Source organism: Amycolatopsis sp. WQ 127309 (assembly GCF_023023025.1).
Lineage (GTDB): Bacteria > Actinomycetota > Actinomycetes > Mycobacteriales > Pseudonocardiaceae > Amycolatopsis.
In genome coordinates this window covers 7358979-7376970 of record NZ_CP095481.1, presented here as the reverse complement: position 1 = coordinate 7376970, position 17992 = coordinate 7358979, and the positions used below count along the sequence as shown (strand labels likewise).

Annotated in this window: 18 protein-coding genes and 1 pseudogene; 10 read left to right on the top strand and 9 right to left on the bottom strand. The window is 71.8% G+C overall.

The window, feature by feature from the left end:
• Positions 1-47: 47 nt before the first annotated feature.
• From MUY22_RS33185 to MUY22_RS33155, 8 genes and pseudogenes are all read left to right on the top strand, one after another.
• Complete coding sequence (locus tag MUY22_RS33185; RefSeq protein WP_247051112.1) at positions 48-641, top strand: NADPH-dependent F420 reductase; 594 nt, start codon at positions 48-50, stop codon at positions 639-641.
• Positions 642-754: 113 nt separating this feature from the next.
• On the top strand, positions 755-1192 hold the full coding sequence (locus MUY22_RS33180) for an ATP-binding protein (protein ID WP_247051111.1): 438 nt from the start codon (positions 755-757) through the stop codon (positions 1190-1192).
• Positions 1193-1255: 63 nt separating this feature from the next.
• Positions 1256-1633 carry an STAS domain-containing protein gene (locus tag MUY22_RS33175; RefSeq protein WP_247051110.1) on the top strand — a complete coding sequence of 126 codons (378 nt, stop codon included), beginning with the start codon at positions 1256-1258 and terminating at the stop codon, positions 1631-1633.
• Positions 1634-1722: 89 nt separating this feature from the next.
• Positions 1723-1932, top strand: coding sequence for a DUF2188 domain-containing protein (locus MUY22_RS33170; protein ID WP_247051109.1), 210 nt, complete (start codon positions 1723-1725; stop codon positions 1930-1932).
• A gap of 146 nt (positions 1933-2078) precedes the next feature.
• Positions 2079-2945, top strand: a complete 867-nt coding sequence (locus MUY22_RS33165) for a manganese catalase family protein (RefSeq protein WP_247051108.1) — start codon at positions 2079-2081, stop codon at positions 2943-2945.
• A 73-nt stretch (positions 2946-3018) separates the two neighbouring features.
• Positions 3019-3819: pseudogene (locus tag MUY22_RS33160) on the top strand (manganese catalase family protein); the annotation flags it as partial.
• Positions 3808-4050, top strand: a complete 243-nt coding sequence (locus MUY22_RS49825; RefSeq protein WP_371827701.1) for a DUF2188 domain-containing protein — start codon at positions 3808-3810, stop codon at positions 4048-4050. The pseudogene MUY22_RS33160 and the gene MUY22_RS49825, both read left to right, overlap by 12 nt.
• A gap of 150 nt (positions 4051-4200) precedes the next feature.
• Positions 4201-5199: a triacylglycerol lipase gene (locus MUY22_RS33155; protein WP_247051106.1), complete on the top strand. Its 999-nt coding sequence runs from the start codon at positions 4201-4203 to the stop codon at positions 5197-5199.
• A gap of 50 nt (positions 5200-5249) precedes the next feature.
• Here the strand turns inward: MUY22_RS33155 and MUY22_RS33150 are convergent, their stop codons facing one another.
• Entirely contained in the window at positions 5250-5729 is a 480-nt protein-coding gene (locus MUY22_RS33150; protein WP_247051105.1) for a hemerythrin domain-containing protein, read from the bottom strand.
• A gap of 61 nt (positions 5730-5790) precedes the next feature.
• The gene (locus tag MUY22_RS33145) at positions 5791-6981 is read right to left on the bottom strand and encodes a zinc-dependent alcohol dehydrogenase (RefSeq protein WP_247051104.1); all 1191 of its coding nucleotides are present in this window, start codon (positions 6979-6981) and stop codon (positions 5791-5793) included.
• Positions 6982-7173: 192 nt separating this feature from the next.
• On the opposite strand from MUY22_RS33145, the gene MUY22_RS33140 reads away from it, so the two are divergent.
• The gene (locus tag MUY22_RS33140) at positions 7174-7581 is read left to right on the top strand and encodes an ATP-binding protein (protein ID WP_247051103.1); all 408 of its coding nucleotides are present in this window, start codon (positions 7174-7176) and stop codon (positions 7579-7581) included.
• Between the two features lie 3 nt (positions 7582-7584).
• Here the strand turns inward: MUY22_RS33140 and MUY22_RS33135 are convergent, their stop codons facing one another.
• The 6 genes from MUY22_RS33135 to MUY22_RS33110 form a co-directional block, all read right to left on the bottom strand.
• Positions 7585-8001, bottom strand: a complete 417-nt coding sequence (locus MUY22_RS33135) for an STAS domain-containing protein (RefSeq protein ID WP_247051102.1) — start codon at positions 7999-8001, stop codon at positions 7585-7587.
• Positions 8002-8234: 233 nt separating this feature from the next.
• Complete coding sequence (locus tag MUY22_RS33130; protein ID WP_247051101.1) at positions 8235-8705, bottom strand: MarR family winged helix-turn-helix transcriptional regulator; 471 nt, start codon at positions 8703-8705, stop codon at positions 8235-8237.
• 90 nt (positions 8706-8795) lie between these two features.
• Positions 8796-9044 carry a hypothetical protein gene (locus MUY22_RS33125; RefSeq protein WP_247051100.1) on the bottom strand — a complete coding sequence of 83 codons (249 nt, stop codon included), beginning with the start codon at positions 9042-9044 and terminating at the stop codon, positions 8796-8798.
• A 160-nt stretch (positions 9045-9204) separates the two neighbouring features.
• A complete protein-coding gene (locus MUY22_RS33120) occupies positions 9205-10962 on the bottom strand; it encodes an SGNH/GDSL hydrolase family protein (protein WP_247051099.1) in 1758 nt (585 codons plus the stop codon).
• A 12-nt stretch (positions 10963-10974) separates the two neighbouring features.
• On the bottom strand, positions 10975-14175 hold the full coding sequence (locus MUY22_RS33115) for an alpha-L-rhamnosidase (RefSeq protein ID WP_247051098.1): 3201 nt from the start codon (positions 14173-14175) through the stop codon (positions 10975-10977).
• A gap of 157 nt (positions 14176-14332) precedes the next feature.
• Complete coding sequence (locus MUY22_RS33110) at positions 14333-15226, bottom strand: TIGR03619 family F420-dependent LLM class oxidoreductase (protein WP_247051097.1); 894 nt, start codon at positions 15224-15226, stop codon at positions 14333-14335.
• Positions 15227-15379: 153 nt separating this feature from the next.
• Here MUY22_RS33110 and MUY22_RS33105 point away from each other — a divergent pair, with 153 nt between their 5' ends.
• A complete protein-coding gene (locus tag MUY22_RS33105) occupies positions 15380-16447 on the top strand; it encodes a serine hydrolase domain-containing protein (RefSeq protein ID WP_247051096.1) in 1068 nt (355 codons plus the stop codon).
• 47 nt (positions 16448-16494) lie between these two features.
• On the opposite strand, the gene MUY22_RS33100 is transcribed toward MUY22_RS33105, so the two are convergent.
• Positions 16495-17967: an MFS transporter gene (locus tag MUY22_RS33100; protein WP_247051095.1), complete on the bottom strand. Its 1473-nt coding sequence runs from the start codon at positions 17965-17967 to the stop codon at positions 16495-16497.
• Between the last annotated feature and the right edge of the window lie 25 nt (positions 17968-17992).

Sequence of the window (17992 nt, the reverse complement as noted above, 5' to 3'; positions counted from 1 at the left end):
TTGCGGCCTACGTTTGGTTCACACGTTAACCACATCGGGAGGACACCATGACCACGCGCCCCGCGATCATCGGCAGCGGCAACATCGGCTCGGCCCTGGCCCGGCTGTTCGCCCGGGCCGGCGTCGAGGTGAGCATCGCCAACACCCGCGGGCCGGAGTCGCTGCCGTCGTTCGGCGCCGGCGTGCACGCCGTGCCGCTGGAAGAGGCGCTGGAGAGCGACGTCCTCTTCCTGGCGATCCCGTTCACGGCGGTCGAGCGCTTCGGCAAGTCCCGGCCGGACTGGGCCGGCAAGACCGTCGTCGACACGACGAACGCGTACTACACGCCGAACGCCGACGAGATCCTGCAGGGCCGGCTGTCCACCCGCTACGTCGCCGAGCAGCTGCCCGGCGCCGAGGTCGTCAAGGCCTTCAACCAGCTGCCGTCGGAGACCCTCGCGGCCGAACCCGCCCCGGGACCGGGCAAGCGGGTGGTCTTCCTCGCGACCGACGCGCCGGCCGCGGGCGACCGGATCGCGGACCTCGCCGTCGCCCTCGGCTTCGCCGCGGTGCAGCTGGGCCGGATCGACGAAGGCGGCCGCCTGATCCAGGCGCAGAACGCCCTCGTGCTGCGCAACTTCGTCGAGCTGCCGCTGCGCTGAGCACGGCGCTGCGGGCGCCGATCCCGAGCGCGGGTAGCCTGCCTGGAGAACACGACAGCCCAGGCAGGTTCCGCACCTCTGGGAACGGGCCCGCGGGAGGAGTCGTTTTGCCGGTGACCTGGGCTCGAGACGACCAGGCCGGCTGGCAGATCCTGGACGTGACCGGCCGCGACCGGACCGACTCGGCGTCCGCGCGGCACTGGGCCGAAGCCCGGCTCGCCACGCTGGGCGAACCGCACCGCCTCGACGTGCTCATGGTGATCGGCGAACTGCTCGACAACGCCTACCAGCACGCCGACGGCCCCACCCAGGTCCGGCTCCACCGGCTCGCCGACCCCTGCGAGATCACCGTGGCGGTCGCCGACACCAGCGGCAGCTCGCCGCGGCTGCGCGTCCCCGACGACCACGGCGGCCGCGGGCTGCTGCTCGTCGACCAGCTGTGCCTCGCCTGGGGCGCGAGCTACCACGACGACGGCAAGGTGGTGTGGGGCCGCCTCGGCTGCGCGGAGCCCGGCCTCGCCTGCCCCAAGGACGAAGCTGGCCCGAGCTAGCCCCTTGGTATCCGCCGCCGGACCTGGTGGGATGGAACCGGCCACGCGAGTGGAGGAGCTGCCATGGAGACGCCGCGCCCGGACGGCACCGGACCCGCCGACGACCTGCTCACGGTGACCCGGCAGAGCGCCGGTGACGGCGACGTGAGCGTGCGGGCGCGCGGCGAGGTCGACGCCTCGACCAGCCCCGTCCTGGAGGACGCGCTGACCGCGGAGCTCGCCGGCGGCCCGCGCCGGCTCACGCTCGACCTCGACTCCGTGACCTTCTTCAGCTCCGCCGGCATCTCGACGCTGGTGACCGTGCAGGGGCGCTGCGCCGACCGCGGAACGAGGTTCGTCGTCCTCGCACCGCGCCGGGTCCGGCGGGTGATCGGCCTCGCCGGGATCGACCGGGTCGTGACCGTGCTCGACTCGGGCGCCCCCGGCCCGGGCGGCACTTGAGCCCTTGATCGGCGGCACCGCGTTTGTGCCGCACCGGGAAGGGCACCCACCGTGGGTAGGACGGCCCACCCACGGTGAAAGGCGTCGGCGTGACTCGCGGAGACGTGCACACGTACTACGAAGACGGACTGTGGAAGAACCGGATCGAGGGCGGCGTCCGCGCCTCGAACACCTCGGCCCGCCGCAGCGACGCGGTGTCGTCCGGGCGCACGATGGCGCGCCGGAAGCGGGTCACGCATTTCGTCCACGACGCCGCGGGAAACGTCGAAAGCCGGAAAACGTACGGGCCGCGTTCCTGACGAGCGACTTATTCGTCCATTCAGGACAGTGAGAATGGTCCGGGCCCGAAACCGGGGCCGATCGTGGTTATCGGTGATATCAGGGGGAATACGGCAAGCCACGCGTCCGGCACACCGGCCGCCCGCGTCTTTCCGAAAGAGGCCCCGTGTTCCGTCATACGAAACTGCTCCAGTTCGAAGCCAAGCCCGACAAGCCCGACGCCGTCTTCGCCCACAAACTCCAGGAGCTCATCGGCGGCGCGGCCGGGGAGATGACCGTCGCGATGCAGTACCTGTTCCAGGGCTGGAACTGCCGCGTCGAGGGCAAGTACAAGGACCTGATCATGGACACGGCCACCGAAGAGCTCGGCCACGTCGAAATGCTCGCCACCATGGTCGCCCGCCTGCTCGAAGGCGCACCCGCCACCGTCACCGCCGAAGCCGCCAAGGACCCCGTGATGGCGGCGGTGCTCGGCGGCATGGACCCGCAGCAGCTGATCGTCGCCGGCGGCGGCGCGCTGCCCGCCGACAGCAACGGCGTCCCGTGGAACGGCCGGTACGTCACCGCTTCCGGCAACCTGCTGGCCGACTTCCGCGCCAACGCGGCCGCCGAGGCCCAGGGCCGCCTGCAGACCGCGCGGCTGTACAACATGACCGACGACCCCGGTGTCAAGGCGATGCTGCAGTTCAACCTGGCCCGCGACACCGTGCACCAGAAGCAGTGGCTCGCCGCCATCGAAGAGCTCGAAGCCGACCGCCTGGAAGGCCCGATCGTCCCGGACGCCCTCTTCGAGGAGGAGAACCAGGACCACAACAACTCGATCTGGCACCTCTCGGACGGCGTCGACGGCGCCAAGGCCGACTGGAGCTACAACGGCACCTTGATCGAGTACGTCACCGACCCCCAGCCGCTCGGCGGACCGGGTACGGCCCCCCGGCCGGACCCCGCGCTGTACGGCACCTACTCCCCCACGCTGGACGCGATCGCGACGATGAAGGGGAAGGTCAAGGACGTCAAGAACAAGCTCAAGTGAGCCTCGGGCCGGCGGGTGGGCCACGGCCCGCCCGCCGGCCCCACCAGCGCCCCGTTCCCCGAAAGGACCACCCGTGTTCCGCCACACCCAGTCACTGCAGTTCGCCGCCAAACCCGACAAGCCCGACGCCGTCTTCGCCCGCAAACTCCAGGAACTCGTCGGCGGCGCGTACGGGGAACTCACCCTCGCGATGCAGTACCTGTTCCAGGGCTGGAACTGCCGCGTCGAGGGCAAGTACAAAGACCTCCTGCTGGACACGGCCACGGAAAAGCTCGGCCAGGTCGAAATGGTCACCACGATGGTCACCCGGCTCCTCAAGAACGCCCCCGGCACCACCGCCGCCGGCGCCGTGCGCACCCCGGCGATGGCCGCGGTGCTCGGCGGCCTGGACCTGCAGCAGATCATCGTCGCCGGCGGCGGCGCCCTGCCCGCCGACGGCAACGGCGTCCCCTGGTCCGGCGACTACGTCAAGGCGTCCGGCAACCTGCTGGCCGACTTCCGCGCCGACGCGGCCGCCGAGGGCCAGAGCCGCCTGCAGACCGCCCGGCTCTACGCCATGACCGACGACACCGGCGTCCGAGCGATGCTCCGGGTGATGCTCGCCCGCGCCACCGCCCACCAGAAGCAGTGGCTCGCCGCCATCGAAGAACTGGAAGCCGACCACCTCGAAGGCCCGATCGTCCCGGACGCGCTGCTCGACGAGCAGAACCAGGACCACGACAACGCGATCTGGCACCTCTCCGACGGAGCCGACGGCCCGCTAGCGGCCTGGGCCTTCCGCGGCACCGGGATCGAGTACCGCACCGATCCCCAGCCCCTGGGTGGCCCCGGCACCGCGCCCGCGCCGGACCCCGCGCTCTACGTGACCCACACGAACGCCACCGGCGTCGAGCCGGGCGACGGCGACGTCGAGACGTTCTTCGACGGTGAGGTGTGGAAGAACAAGGTCGTCGGCAACTCGCGGGCCTCCGGCAGCGCCGAGACCAAGGCCGACGCCGTCACGGCCGGCCGCCGACTGGCGATCAAGCGCGCCACGGCGCACTTCATCCACACGAAGGACGGCGCTGTGGGCGAACGCCGGACGTACCCGCGCGCCCGGTCCTGACCTTCGCCCTTCGCCGCGCGGCGCACTGCTCCGGCAGTGCGTCGGACGTCACCCCGGCGCCTCGGGCCCGGCCGCGTACCGGGTGTCCCGGCGGGTAGTCCCTCTCTGAGGTCAGCCGGTCCTGCGGCGGCGAAGGACGGAAGAAGCACCATGACGAAGACGGCCGTTTCGGCACTGGGCGGACTGCTGGGCCGGGTCCCCGCGCAGCTGCCGGCGTTCCTCGCGTGGCAGTACTGGGCCGGCTCCGTGCTCGAGTCCTCGGCGGGGCACTACGTCACCGGCGTCGCCCACGGGATGTTCGGCGCGAGCCTGCCCGCGCCCGGCCGGGACATCATGACCGTCCGGGCGGACCGAAGACCCGTCGAGGTCGATCACCACGCGCTCGCCGCGGCCTTCCCGGACGCGACCGGCAACGTCGTGGTCTTCCTGCACGGCCTGGTGGAAACCGAGCGCGGCTGGTTCCGCGGCGCGACCCCCGGCGCCGACTTCGGGACGCGCTTGGCCGCCGACGTCGGCAGCACCCCGGTGTACCTGCGGTACAACTCGGGCCGCCACGTTTCCGAGAACGGCCGTGATCTCGTCGCGCTGCTGTCCCGGCTCGTCGCCGCGTGGCCGGTGCCCGTCACCGACATCGTCCTCATCGGACACTCCATGGGCGGGCTGGTGGCGCGAAGCGCGCTGTACCAAGCACAAGAACAGGGTTCGCCGTGGCTCCCCCGCGTGACGCGCCTGGTGTGCCTGGGCACCCCGCACCGCGGCGCGCCGCTCGAACGCCACGTCGCCCGGCTCGCGGGCCTGCTCGGCCGCTCGGCCGCGGCGGCGCCGCTGGCCCGGGTGCTCGCGCTGCGCAGCGACGGCATCCAGGACCTCGCGTACGGCTACGTCCACGCCGCGCAGTGGGAGACCGCCGCCGCGTGGCGACCGGAACCCGGCTCGGGCGCGGGCATCCGCCGGTTGTTCGTGTCCGCGACGCTCTCGCGCACCCGGGACAGCACGTGGGGCCGGCTCTTCGGCGATCTCCTCGTGACCCCGGTCGGGAGCGACGACCTGACCGAGGACGCCGACATCGTCTGGCTCGGCGGGCTGAACCACTTCGCGCTGCTGCACGAGAACGTCGTCTACGAGGCCCTGCTCGGCTGGTTGCGGTGACGGGACCGGCCCGGGCGCGAGTGCGCCCGGGCCGGTTCACGCGACGCGCGTCAGGCGTGCGCGCTGCGGATCTTCAGCGGATCCTTGGGAGCCTTCGACCGGATGTCGAGCATGGTCTGCCCGATCTCCTGCAACCGCTTGCGCCCCAACGCCTTGCGCACCTCGGGGAACCACTCTTCCTCTTCTTCCTCGACGTGGTGGCGCACGCTTTCGGTGAGCACGGTGACCTTCGCGTCGAAGGTTTCGTCCTTCGGGTCGAGCGTGCGCAGCTCGGCCATCAGCCACACCATCACGTGGTGCTCTTCCACGCTTTCCAGCACGTGGTCGCGCGTTTCCGGAACGGCTTCCCGGGCGACGGGGTAGAAGATCTCTTCTTCGATGTACGTGTGGGTGGTCAGCTCCTCGATCATCGCGTCGACGAGCTTCCGCTTCTCCTGGTAGGCCCGCTCGCCCGCCTTCTCGAACTGCTTGAACAGCCTTTCGACTGTCTTGTGATCGTCCTTGAGCATCACGATCGCGTCGGTCGACACGGGCAGCCTCCTTCGTCCCCCGGCGGGTACCCGCCGGGGGACGGCCCAACCGGCGTCCCGCTCAGGACCCCGGCCGCAGCAGGATCTTCTGGGCGCCGTCGAGCTTCTTCTGGAACATCTCGTACGCCCGGGGCGCCTCCGACAGCGGCAGCTTGTGCGTGGCGAACCCTTCGACGCCGAGCGGGTCGCCGTCCCCGGTCAGCACCGGCATGATGTCGTCGATCCAGTGGCGGACGTTCGCCTGGCCCATCCGCAGCTGGAGCTGCTTGTCGAACATGTCCATCAGCGGCAGCGGGTCCACCATTCCGCCGTACACCCCGGACAGCGAGATCGTGCCGCCGCGGCGCACGCTGTCGATCGCGGCGTAGACGACGCTCAGCCGGTCGATGCCGGCCTTCTCGGTGATCTTCGCGCCGATCGGCTGCGGCAGCATCGCGACCAGGTTGTGCGCGAGCTTGCCCACCGGGGCGCCGTGCGCCTCCATGCCGACGGCGTCGATCACCGAGTCGGCGCCGCGGCCGCCGGTCAGCTGCCGGATCGCGTCGCCGATGACCTTGTGGTCGCGGGTGTCGATCGCGGTGGCGCCGTGTTCGCGGGCGCGGGCGAGCCGTTCCGGCACCAGGTCGACGCCGATGACCTGGCCGGCGCCGCGGTGGCGGGCGATCCGGCAGGCCATCTGCCCGATCGGGCCGAGGCCGAAGACCACGACCGTGCCGTCGCGGGGGACGTTCGCGTACTCGACGGCCTGCCAGGCGGTCGGGACGACGTCGGACAGGTAGACGAACCGCTCGTCCGGCGGGCCGTCCGGGACCTTGACCGGCCCGTACTGCGCCTGCGGGACCCGCAGGTACTCGGCCTGCCCGCCGGGCACCTGGCCGTAGAGCTTGGTGTAGCCCAGCAGCGCGGCGCCCTTGCCCTGGCCGGTGACCTGGGTGGTCTCGCACTGCGACTGCAGCCCGCGCTCGCACATCCAGCAGTGGCCGCACGAGATGGTGAACGGGACGACCACGCGGTCGCCCGGCTTCAGGCCGGTCACCTCGGCCCCGACCTCCTCGACCACGCCCATCGGCTCGTGGCCCAGGATGTCGCCCTCGGTCATGAACGCCCCGAGCACCTCGTACAGGTGCAGGTCGGAGCCGCAGATGCCGCTGGAGGTGATCCGCACGATCGCGTCGGTGGGTTCTTCGAGCTTCGGATCCGGCACTTCTTCGACGCGGACGTCACGCTTGCCGTGCCAGGTCACTGCCTTCATGGGACTCCTCTGCGGGTGCGGACCACCCGGTTTCCCGCGACGGGCGGGCACAAACCCGGTTCAGCCGGTCGGGGCGTCCGCGAAAAGGGGCGCGAGTCACGGGTAAGCCCGGCGGCTCGGGGTACCTACCGGACAACGACGCCGGCCACTTGTGTTCCCCGGTGTGGCGGACGTCGTCGTGAGGAGTTGTTCATGCCGGTGACCTGGCGCGAAACCGATCGGCCCGGGTGGCAGGTCCTGGACCTGACCGGCCACGATCTCGCCGACCTCGCCGCGGCCCGGCGGTGGACCGAAGCGCGGCTCTCGACCCTCGACGAGGCCCACCGCGTCGATACGATGCTGGTCGTCGGGGAGCTGCTCGACAACGCCTACCACCACGCCGACGGACCGATCCAGCTCCGGCTCCACCAGGTCGACGACCCCTGCGAGGTCGTGGTGGCCGTCGCCGACCACGGCGGCGGGGTGCCGCACATGCGGGACCCGGCCCACGACGGCGGCCGCGGGCTGCTGCTGGTCGACCGGATCTGCCGGGCCTGGGGCGTCAGCGACGACGACGGCGGCAAGACCGTGTGGGGCCGGGTGCCCTGCACGGAAGGCTGACGGCTAGCAGTCCGGCGCCGGCTCGGTCAGCCGCGGCAGCAGCGCCAGCCACGACAACGCCTCGGCGAGGTCGCGGTAGACCGGCAGCACCCGCTCCAGCCCCAGCGCCGTCAGCGGGCGCAGCACCGACCGCTGCCGGGTGACGAGCACGAACGGGACCCCGGCGGCGTGCGCGTCAGCGGCGGTCTTCACCAGCACGGTCAGCGCCCGCGCCGCGCAGAAGGTGACGGCCGCGGCGTCGACCACGAGGACGGGCGGCCGCAGGGCCAGTTCCCGGTCGAGCGACTCGGCGAGCGAAGCGGCGACGGAGATGTCGAGCTCACCGGCCGCGGCCAGCACCGTGGCCTCGGCCGAGACCGATACGTCGAACCGCGCCGACGCGAACGCGCCATGCTGACGGGGCAGCGGAACAGCAGGCATGACGGGTGGCCTCCCTCTTCACCGTGAGGCCAAACCGCGGCGTGCACCAGTCCAGTCCCACGCCGGTCCCGGACGGGATCGCGGATGTGGGGTGCGGCGGCTGCTCAGGTGAACCGCTGCACCCCCGACGGTACAACCGATCCACAACCGATGCAGAACCCGGGTCCCGAACCCCGGCTCCTGGCCTGGTGCGGGCGGCCTGACGAGCGTGCAACGGTTGTGCGACGCGGTGCTCAGGACGCGTCTTCGCCGGGTTCCGGCAGCCGCCCTGCGACGTGGTCGCGGAGCCGGCCCAGCGTGTCGAGCAGGGCGCTGCGCTCGGCGGCGCCGAGGACGGCGAAGGTGTGTTCGGCGTGCGCGTCGTGCAGGGCCTTGATCTCGCCGAGGTGTTCGCGGCCCTTGGCGGTGATCTCGAGCCGGGTGGAGCGGCGGTCGCCGGGGTCGTCGCACCGGCGCAGCAGGCCTTCGTCCTCCAGGCCGTCCACCAGGGACGTGATCGACCGGCCGGTGACGCCGAGCCGGTCCTTGAGCTCACCCATCCGCGGGGTGCCCGCTTCGTCGACGGCGAGCATCAGCAGCACCCGGGACGTGGACCAGCCGCGTTGCTGGTAGGGCTGCCCGGCGTACCGCCGCAGCGCGTGGGTGGTGCGCATGAGCGCGTCGGCCAGCTGCGCCCCGGACGGCGGCGTTGTCTCACTTGACACGCTCCCAGAGTAGCCGCAACCCTCATGTACACAATTGACACTATCCGGGTTGAAACGTCTTGGGGAGAACATCGTGCGGCGAAGCCGCGACTACCGGCTGCAGTTCGCGAGTGCGGTCGTCTCGGTGGTGTGTTTCATCCTGTCGTGCGACGCGGTCGGCATGACCTTCGGCGGCCTGCTGATGGTGCGGTTGCGGCCGAAACGGCTGCTGGTGTCCGGCACCGCCGCGGTGGTGCTGCTCACCCTGCCGCTCGCGGCGTTCGCGGCTCCGGCGCCGCTCCTGGTGATCTGCGCGGCATCCTTGCCGGCCGGGGTCGGCGTGGAGATCTTCGGCGTCAACTGGCTGACGAGGCTGCGGCAGCAGGTGCCGCACGACAAGTTCTCACGCGTCGCGGCCTACGAGGCACTCGGCTCCTTCGGGCTCACTCCTCCGGCCGCGACCGCCGCGGTCCTCGCCGTTCCCGACGTGCGGCGGATCCGCCGCACGGAAGAGAGACACTCACAGCGCGTCGAGCGGAACGGCCTCGGCCATGGCGCGGTAGCCCGCGTCGCCGGGGTGCAGGTGGTCGCCCGAGTCGTAGACCGGCAGCATGGCCTCCGGGTCGGCCGGGTCGCGGACCGCCGCGTCGAAGTCGACCCAGCCGTCGAACACCCCCGTGCTCGTGCGGATGAAGGTGTTCACCTGGTCGCGGGCCGCCAGGTGGGCGTCGTTGCTGCAGGAGCAGCCCTTGATCGGCGTGAGCGTGGCCGCCAGCACCCGGATGTGGGCCGCGTGCAGCTCGGTGGCGATCTGCTTCAGCCCGGCGATGACGGCGTCGGCGCTCGCGTCGCTGTTGATGTCGTTGATGCCCTCCAGCACGATCGCGGTGCGCGCCCCGGGCCGGCTGATCAGGTCGTGGCCCAGCCGGGCGAGGCCGCTCACGCCGGCCGTGCGGCCATCGGGGAATCCGCTGAAGGCGTCCTGCAGGATGCGGTTGCCCGCGATGCCCTCGTCGACCACCCCGGGCGCGCTGTCCGGGCCGCGCGCGAGCAGGCGCCGGGCCAGGAAGTTCGGCCAGCGGCTGTTGGTGTTCGGGGTCGACGAGTAGCCGTCGGTGATCGAGTCGCCGAAGGCCACAACGGAACCGGCCGTGCCCGCGTCGGCGACGTCGATGCCGCTGAGGATCGTCCAGAAGCCGAACGTGCCGGCGGACGGGAAGCCGCCGGCGTCGGCGGTGTGGTCGCCGGTGCCGTCGGCCGTGGTGTACATGTCCTGCAGCCCGACGCTGTGCGCGGGTGCGTTGGTCACGGTCCCCTTCAGATACAGGCTCACCAGCAGGTCGGCGTCGGCCGGCACCGCGAACGGCAGCGCGTCGCTGACGGCCTGCCCGCCCGCGGGCAACCCGGCTTCCGGCTGCCCGCCGAAGGTCAGGGTGACCGGCGTGCTCACCGGTGTCGCGCCCGCCTGCCGCACCGCGACCGTGGCGTGGCCGACGACCAGCGGCCCGGGGTCGTAGGCGTTGTCGAGCCGGACCCGCACCTGCGAGCCGCCGAGGCTGGTGTGCTCGACCATGCGCAGCGTCCGCTCGGTCCACGGCCCCGCGGCGAGGCCGTCGTCCGTCGCCGCGGCCCACGTCCCCACCCACGGCCCCGCCGCGGGCCGCACGCCGAGGGCGAACACGTGCAGGGCCGCTCCCGGGCCGATCGTGGGCAGGGTGACGGCGGTCGCCGGCGAACCCGGGTCGAGTGGAACCGACACGGTGTACAGCTTGGCGGAGAAGGCGTTCGGCCCGCTCGGGGTGTTCCACCGCGGGAACGACACGGTCATCCGGTCGCCCGGCCCGAAGTACCAGTCGGGCGCGCCCAGCTGGAAGTCCTGGACGTGCCCGTCCGCGTACTCGATCGTCCCGGTCCCGGCGGACGCCGTGCCCGTGCTCGTCACCAGGAACGACAGCGCCGCACCGGAAAAGCCGCCCTCGATCCGCTGGCCGGCGGCGACGACGTTGTCGGGTGCGCCCGGGCTGTAGGCGGGCAGCGCCAGCGGTGCCTCGTCGACGGTGACCGTGCGGCCGGGAGCCCAGCCCGCGGCGGCCAGGTCTTCGGCGATGAGGCTGTGCCCGCTCCCGTCGAGGTCGGCCGCGCCCGGCTGGTCGGCGGTGCTGACGCCGACGTTGTCGAACGCGGCGGCGAGACCCGGGTAGCCGACGGCCGCGGCGGCCGTGCTGATCGGAGTGACGAGACCGGCGACCACCAAGGCGGCCAAGAGGATGCGCTTCACGAGGACTCCCAGTCAGTCGCAGTGGCGGGCGGTGAACGTCCAGGCGCCGGAGCCCACGGAGTACCGGTTCGCCCCCGGCAACGGCGTCGCACCCGGCGGCGCCGTCACGCCCGTACCGGGGACCGTCACCGTGCCGGTCGTGCCGGCAGGCACCGTGACGGTCAGGTCGAGCCGGCACCCGGACCGCGTCCACGCCGACGAGACCGGGCCGCGGACCGTGTCGATCGACGCCGCCACGTGCCCGAGCCCGGCGGGAACCTGGGGTGCGAAAGCGATCGCGGCGTAGCCGGGCGCGGCCGGGGTGATCCCGGCGAACTGCGTGTACAGCGCGGCGTTGACGCCCGCGAACATGGCGTGGTCGTGGGTTTCCATGCCGGACTGGTAGGTCCACTGCTCCCACGGCGTCGTCGCGCCGCGGCCGATCTCGTACCCGAACCCGGGGTAGGTCTTCTGGTCGAGCACGGTCAGCGCGACGTCGATCCGGCCGACCTTGGCGAGCGCCTCGGGCAGGTAGCGCGTGCCGAAGATGCCGGTGTCGAGGTGGCCGCCGTTCTTCGTGAGGATCGTGTCGACGAGCTGCGCGCCGACGGCGGCCAGCTTGTCCGGCGGCACGATGCCGAAGGCGAGCGGCAGGATGCTGGTCGTCTGGCGCCCGTCGCCGTAGGTGTTACCTGCGGCGTTGAGGAAGTGCGCGTTGAACGCGTCGGCGATCGACGTCGCCAGTCCGGCGAAGTGGGCCGCGTCGGCGGTGTTCCCCAGTGCTCGCGCGGCTTTCGCGACGTCGTCGGCCTGCCGGAACGACAAGGCCGTGTTGACGATCGACCGCTCGCTGAAGCAGTCGCCCGCCGACGGGTTTCCCTGGCCGCCATTGGCATTCGGGCCGCGGTCGGGCGGGCACCAGTCGCCGAACCCGCGGTCGTCCGGCCAGATCCGGCCCGGGTAGGCGGCCGCGTTGGTGTCCACGAACGCCGTCATCTTCGGGTAGGTCGCGGCGAGGCGCCCGAGGTCGCCGTACTGCTCGTAGAGCGACCACGCGAGGTCGACCGAGCCCCCGCCCATGTCCGGCAGCTGCGCGTTGCCCGCGTCGCTGGGCAGCGCCGTGCCGGGCGGCAGGTCCTGCAGGTACTTGCCGTAGAAGCCGTCCATGCCGAAGTCGAGGACGGCCGCGTCGTGGTAGGCCTGCACGTCCATGCCCGGCGGCGTCCGCTCGTCGCGGACCGGGTTGTCGGTGGGCAGGCTCATCGAGTTGTTCAGGACGGCCCGCCGGTTGTTCGCCCAGATCGTGTTCAGCAGCGGGTCGGACGTCTCGACGTGCCCGGTGGCCGCGACGTCGGCGTGCGCGACGCGGCCGGTGACGCTGCCGAGGTCCGGCGTGCCCGGGAAGCCGGTCAGCTCGAGGTAGCGGAAGCCGTGGTAGGTGAACCGCGGCTCGTAGACCTGGGTCCCCGCGGCGGATCCGAGGGTGTAGGAGTCGGTCGACGCGGCGTTCCGGTTGGTGCTGGTGTCGAGCATCCCGTCGGCGCCGAGTTCCTCCGCCGTGCGCATCCGCACGGTCGTCCCGGCCGGCCCGGCGACGCGGAGCTGCGCCCAGCCCGCGAAGTTCTGCCCGAAGTCGTAGACGTGGACGCCCGGGCGGGGCTGCTTCACCGACACCGCGCGCAGCGTCTGCACCACGCGGATCGGCGGCGCCGTGGCGGCGGTGAGGGTGGCGCTGGGCGCCGCGACCGTGCGCACCGGGTGCCAGGACGCGTCGGCGAAACCGGGCCGGTCCCAGCCGTTCTGCTGCAGACGCGCGTCGTAGCTCTCCCCCGCGTAGAGGTCGTTGGCCGTCACCGGGCCGTCGGACCAGCGCCAGGTGTCGTCGGTGGTGACGGTCCGGGTCGTCCCGTCGGTGAAGGTGACGGCGAGCGCGAGGATGCCCTGTTTCGGGCCCGTCCACCGGAAGCCGTACTGGCTGAACCGCGAGCCGTACCCGTTGCCCAGCCACAGGCCCACGGCGTTGTGTCCGATGTGGACCTGCCTGGTGACGTCGAAGGAGTCGTAGAGGTTTCTTTGGTCGTAAGGGGTACTGGCGGGCGAGAGGACCTGGTCGCCGGTCTTCTCGCCGTTGAGGTGGAGTTCGTAGAAACCGAGGCCGTACACGTACGCCCGCGCCGTGGCGACCGGCTTGTCCAGGACGAACTCGTGGCGCAGCAACGGCGCGTCCGGCGTCTGGGCCAGCAGGACCGGGTCGCCCTGCGGTTCCAGCTGACCGTCGGCGATGGTGACGCCGGGGAAGCGCGGGTCCGGCGCGGCCGAGAAGTCGTCGGAGAACAGCGGTGTGCCGTCGGGCGCGTGCACGGCGACGTTGTCGTAGCGGGCGTCCTCGGCCGTGCCCTGGCTGACGGACGTCCGGAAGCCGAGGGTGCCGGTGGTCGCCGCGCCGACCGTGCGGGAGTCGACCCGCGTGCCGTCGATCGACGTGACGACGGTGTCGCCGCGGGCTTCGAGACGCAGGTGGTGCGGTGCGCCGACGGTGGCCGGGGTGATGACGGGCGCGAGATCGGTCTCGCCGAGGAGGGTGAAGGCGCCGTAGCTCTTCACGTGCGGCCGCAGCAGCACTTTGCCCGGCGTCGTGGCCGCGTTGACCTGCCACATCAGGAAGTCGTCGGGGCCGGCGGCGCGGAAAAGTACGCTCGCGGCGCCCGCCTTGATCGTGAAGTCGAGGTCCAGGGTGAAGTCCTGCCACGCGTACGCGCTCCCCGCGTCCGGGCTGATCCAGGCCGCGCTCCCCCAGTCCGCCGGCCCGGTCTCCCACCACGCGGGCGTCGCCGGTTTTGTCACGACGCCACGGGAATCCCAGACTTCGACGGTCCAGTAGCTCCGCTTCCCGGCCGCGGCGGCCGCACCGCGGTAGGGCACCGAAACCGAGTCGCCGCTCACGACCTTGCCGCTGTCCCAGACGTCGGTGCGGTGCGCCGCGAGCAGGCCGGGCGAGCTGGCGACGAGGATCCGGTAGGCCGTCTGCCGCGCGCCGGGTCGATCGGAGCGCAGTTTCCAGCTCAACGTCGGAGTGCCGGTGGTGGCCAGCGGGTTGACAACGTTGTCGGCGCGCAGGTCGTAGACCTCGAGCCCTGCGCCGCGATCCCCCGCGAGCGCGGGGGTGCCGAGGAAGAGCGTCGAGAGCAAGGCGCACAGGAAAGCGAGCGCGACTCGTGCGGGGTGACCGGGCATGGACGCTCCACTCGCGGCCGCAGCCGGCCGACGTCAAATCTTCGCTGATTTGAAACGTTTCAAGTTATCTTATCACCACGCCCGTGACGCAGACAACCGGAACTCGTCGGAACCGCTCCGGTGGCGGCTCACCCGCGGGCGAGCCGCCACCGGCGATTCAGCCCTGGGCGGCCAGTTCCAGCAACCGGCCGGTGAGGTCGATGTGCTCGTCCACACTGCTGGTCAGGTAACTGATGTCGATGAAGGTGTGGTCCGGGTCGAGGATCGAGACGATCTTCACGACGGACTCGGCGATGTCCTCCGGCTTCGTGTCCGGGGCGGCGTTGACCCGCAGCGCCACGCCCAGTGCCCCCGGGTCACGGCCGGCCTGCTCGGCGTCGGCGCGGAGCTTGGCCAGGGTCGTGGTGAGCACGTCCGCGGGGAACGCTTCGGGGATCGACCAGACCGGCAGCCAGCCGTCGGCCCGCTCGGCGACCCGGCGCAGCGACTTCTCGCCGAACCCGGCCAGGTGCACCGGCGGCTTCCGCACCGGCTTGAGGTCGACGTACGACTCCGCGATCTTGTAGCCGACACCCTCGTGGGACACGATGTCCTTGCTCCACCAGGTGTCGAGCAGGTCGAGCAGGTCGTCGAGCCGCTTGCCGCGCTCGGACATCGGGATGCCGACGGCGTCGTACTCGTCGGGCGACCAGCCGATGCCCAGCCCGGGCAGCAGCCGGCCGTTGCTGGCGACGTCGATGCTGGTCAGCAGCCGCGCGAGGTTGGCGGGCTGGTACTGCGTGGCGTTGATGGTGCTGGAGCCGAGGATCACGGTCTCGGTCACCGCCGCGGCGACGGCCAGCGCGGCGAACGGGTCCTGGGCGGTCCGGAACTCGTCGGGCATGGTCTCGTAACCCGGGTACGGCACCACGGGCTTGACCGGCGACAACAGCCGGTCCCCCACCCACAGACCGGCCGCCCCGGCCTCTTCGGCGGCCCGCGCGTACCGCGCGACCCCACCCGGCGTGCCCGCCGCCTTGCCGAACACCGGAAGGCTGAAACCAATGCGCATCAATGACTCCCCTGGAGAACGAACGGATCATGGAGGTCCTGGTGCCACTACTACTCGCATCTGGTTGTTCGTTCAAGTAATTCGGCGGCGCGGCTGATCACGGCCTGCGTTAATCCGTTGGCGCCGGTGGGGAAACGGGGTTAGGTACCGCTCATGGCCCACATCGAGGGTACGTGTGACGAACGGTTCGAAGCGGTGCGGGACGCCCTGGCGGCGTCGCTGGACAAGGACGACGTCGGGGCGTCCGTCGCGGTGTACGTGGACGGTGCGCCGGTCGTCGACCTCTGGGGCGGGTACGCCGACGAGGCGCGGACGCGGCCGTGGGAGCGCGACACGATCACCGCCGTCTGGTCGACCACCAAGACGATGACCGCGCTGTGCGCGCTGATCCTCGCCGATCGCGGTGAGCTCGACCTGGACGCGCCCGTGGCGGCGTACTGGCCCGAGTTCGCCGCCGCCGGGAAGGGCGACGTGCGGGTGCGGCACGTGCTCGGGCACACCGCGGGGCTGCCGTCCTGGGACGAGCCCCTGACCGTCGAGCGGCTCTACGACTGGCCCGCGATGACCGCGCTGCTGGCGGCGCAGGCGCCCGCGTCGGCACCGGGCACGGTGGGCGCCTACCACGCCGTCACGCAGGGGTACCTGGCCGGCGAGGTGATCCGCCGGGTCACCGGACACCGGCTCGGCCGGTTCTTCGCCGAGGAGGTGGCCGCGCCGCTGGGCGCCGACTTCCACATCGGGCTGGCCCCCGAGCACGACCACCGGGTCGCGCCGGTCATCCCGGCCACGACGCGGGCACCCGAGTTCGCGGACCGCGGGCCCGGCAACCCGGACGTCCCCGCGGAAGTGGCCAACACCGAGGCGTGGCAGCGGGCGGACATCCCGTCCGCCAGCGGGTTCGGCAACGCGCGATCGGTGGCCGCCGTGCAGTCGGTGCTCACCTCGGGCGGCCGGGGGCTGTTGTCCGCGGCCGGCTGCGAGCGGGCCCTGGAGGAGCAGTTCGCCGGCGAGGACCAGGTCCTGGGCGCCCGGATCCGGTACGGCATGGGTTACGCCGTGCAGGGCCGCAGCTGTTCCTGGGGTGGCTGGGGCGGATCGCTCGTCATGAACGACTTCGACCGCCGCATGACCGTGGCGTACGTGATGAACCGGATGCTGGAGGAAGGCCCGCTGGGCGACGACCGCGGGCTGAGCGTCGTGATGGCGACGTTCGACAGCTGAACCCGCGCCGGTGACGGTCCACTGTGGACCGTCACCGGCGGTCGGGCTCAGGCGGTGGCGCGTGGCGTCTTCGGCAGCGCCCGGACGAACGCGCAGACCAGCACCGCGCTCGCCACCAGCAGCACCGCGCTCACCGCGAACGCCACGTGGTAGCCGTGCATCGTGGCGTTCACCGCGTCGCCCGGTGTGGTGGCGAGGTACGACGCGACCGACGTCGTGAAGATCGTGTTGAGCAGCGCCGTGCCCAGCGAACCACCGATCTGCTGCGACGTGTTCACCAGTGCGCTCGCGACGCCCGCGTCGGCGTACTCGATCCCGCTCAGCGCCACGTTGTTCATCGGTGTGTACACCAGCCCCATGCCGACGCTCATCACGACCAGCACCGGCAGGATCAGGCCGAAGTACGACGAGTCCGGCTCCAGCAGGGTCAGCGCCAGCACGGCCACCGCGGCCAGCGCCGCACCGAGCGTCATCAACGCCCGCGCCCCGAACCGGGGCAGGAGTTTCGCGGTGTAGGTCGCGGTCAGCACCACGCAGATCGGGAACGGCAGGAAGACGATCCCGGCCTGCAGCGCCGAATACCCCAGCGTCTGCTGGACGTAGTACATCATGAACAGGAACATGCCCATGCTGCCGACGCCGAGCAGGACCGACGTCAGGTACGCGGTGCCGCGGTCACGGTCGAGCACGACCCGCAGTGGCAGCAGCGGGGCGCGCACCTTCGCCTCGACGACGACGAACGCGGCCAGCAGCACCAGCGCGAACGCGATCAGGCCGAGCGTCAGGCCGGAGCCCCAGCCTTCACTGGCCGCCGTGGTGAACCCGTAGACCAGCGCGATCAGGCCGACCGTGCCCAGCAGCGCGCCCGCGACATCGTACCGCGCGCGGCCCTCGATCCTGCTTTCCCGCATGTTCGGCACCGCGAAGGCGAACGCGATCGCCACGACCGGGATGTTGAAGAACAGGCACCAGCGCCAGCTGGCGTACTCGGTGAGCACGCCGCCGACGAGCGCGCCGACCGCGGCGCCGGCGCCGCTGACTGCGCCGAAGATGCCGAACGCCTTGGCCCGCTCGCCCATTTCGGTGAAGGTGACCGTGATGAGGGACAGTGCGGCGGGGGCCAGCAGCGCGCCGAACACGCCCTGCAGCCCGCGGCCGACGAACAGCATCCAGCCGGTCGTGGCCGCGCCGCTCAGCGCGGACGCGACGGCGAAGCCCGCCAGGCCGATCAGGAACACGCGCTTGCGGCCGGCGTAGTCCGCGACGCGCCCGCCGAGCAGCAGCAGCCCGCCGAAGGTGAGGGTGTACGCGGTGATGACCCACTGCCGGTCCGCGTCGGAGATGTGCAGTGCGTTCTGCGCGGACGGCAGCGCGATGTTGATCACCGTGGCGTCCAGCACCACCAGCAGCTGCGCGGTGACCACCACGGCCAGCAGCACCCAGCGCCGGGGGTCCGGGGCCGGCGGCGCGGACACCTCCCGGGTGTCGGCGACAGTGCGGGCGGCGCGGTCTTCGGACATGTGCCTTCCTTTCTGTGGTCTGGCC

What these genes read in the sequence shown, in the direction of transcription:
- MUY22_RS33185 (WP_247051112.1), top strand. Translation starts at nt 48, where the DNA reads ATGACCACGCGCCCCGCGATCATCGGCAGCGGCAACATCGGCTCGGCC.
- MUY22_RS33175 (WP_247051110.1), top strand. Translation starts at nt 1,256, where the DNA reads ATGGAGACGCCGCGCCCGGACGGCACCGGACCCGCCGACGACCTGCTC.
- MUY22_RS33155 (WP_247051106.1), top strand. Translation starts at nt 4,201, where the DNA reads ATGACGAAGACGGCCGTTTCGGCACTGGGCGGACTGCTGGGCCGGGTC.
- MUY22_RS33145 (WP_247051104.1), bottom strand. Translation starts at nt 6,981, where the DNA reads ATGAAGGCAGTGACCTGGCACGGCAAGCGTGACGTCCGCGTCGAAGAA.
- MUY22_RS33140 (WP_247051103.1), top strand. Translation starts at nt 7,174, where the DNA reads ATGCCGGTGACCTGGCGCGAAACCGATCGGCCCGGGTGGCAGGTCCTG.
- MUY22_RS33135 (WP_247051102.1), bottom strand. Translation starts at nt 8,001, where the DNA reads ATGCCTGCTGTTCCGCTGCCCCGTCAGCATGGCGCGTTCGCGTCGGCG.
- MUY22_RS33115 (WP_247051098.1), bottom strand. Translation starts at nt 14,175, where the DNA reads ATGCCCGGTCACCCCGCACGAGTCGCGCTCGCTTTCCTGTGCGCCTTG.
- MUY22_RS33110 (WP_247051097.1), bottom strand. Translation starts at nt 15,226, where the DNA reads ATGCGCATTGGTTTCAGCCTTCCGGTGTTCGGCAAGGCGGCGGGCACG.
- MUY22_RS33105 (WP_247051096.1), top strand. Translation starts at nt 15,380, where the DNA reads ATGGCCCACATCGAGGGTACGTGTGACGAACGGTTCGAAGCGGTGCGG.
- MUY22_RS33100 (WP_247051095.1), bottom strand. Translation starts at nt 17,967, where the DNA reads ATGTCCGAAGACCGCGCCGCCCGCACTGTCGCCGACACCCGGGAGGTG.